Origin of the sequence: Sphingobacterium sp. HJSM2_6 (assembly GCF_049316305.1) — a bacterium.
Taxonomy (GTDB): Bacteria; Bacteroidota; Bacteroidia; order Sphingobacteriales; family Sphingobacteriaceae; genus Sphingobacterium.
Window position 1 is genome coordinate 1 of sequence record NZ_JBMOXB010000043.1, and the last position, 664, is coordinate 664.

General features: G+C 41.1%; 2 protein-coding genes. Both read right to left on the bottom strand.

What is annotated here, in order from left to right; all coding sequences use genetic code 11:
• A partial coding sequence (locus tag ACFRAE_RS17715; protein WP_422798500.1) for an ISAon1 family transposase occupies positions 1-512 on the bottom strand: 512 nt, incomplete at its 3' end.
• Entirely contained in the window at positions 505-657 is a 153-nt protein-coding gene (locus tag ACFRAE_RS17720) for an ISAon1 family transposase N-terminal region protein (protein ID WP_422798501.1), read from the bottom strand. The genes ACFRAE_RS17715 and ACFRAE_RS17720, both read right to left, overlap by 8 nt.
• Positions 658-664: the final 7 nt, after the last annotated feature.

Below are 664 nucleotides of genomic sequence, written 5' to 3' on the forward strand. Positions count from 1 at the left end.
TGAGAAATTTTCTTGCTTTCTTCATCCAGCACCTCCCATCGGTATCTAATTCGCAATTCCTGTACAGCATCATAAGCAAGTTTCTGTACATGAAACCGATCAATTACCCGTTTAGCATTCCTGAAACATCTACGAATAGCTTTAGCCATATTAGGTGCCATATCCATAGTTACTTCCTTCACTTTGTTTCTAAAGCGCATGGGAATACGGTTCAATACTTGGATAATCTCCTCTGCCTTAGTGCCTCTGATAGTGGCTAGGATTGTGCCTTTTCTTCCCTTGGCAAGTTTGCTGCTGACAATGGTGTAAAGCTCTCCATTACTAAAACTGGTCTCATCAATGCTGAGATGTTCGGATATGTTCTCTGGAAATACCGTCCAACTATCAGCATGATCTTTTTGTTTCCAATCGTGGAAATCACTTAGATGATTTTTGTATTGTTCCTGGAGCTGTTTGCCATCTATATGAAAGAAAAGCCCCAAGAGATTAGCACTGATGGGATGGTTATCCAAATATTCCCTTTAAAAAAAGCCCGAATTCCGTAGTCATTCGAGCACCTTCGCGAACAAGGTTCCAATCTCTTGTAATAATCTTTCCTGTCTCTATTACCGTCCAGCGTCTACGCCTGACATGAAGTGTAACTTTCTGACCTCGAATTGGAAAG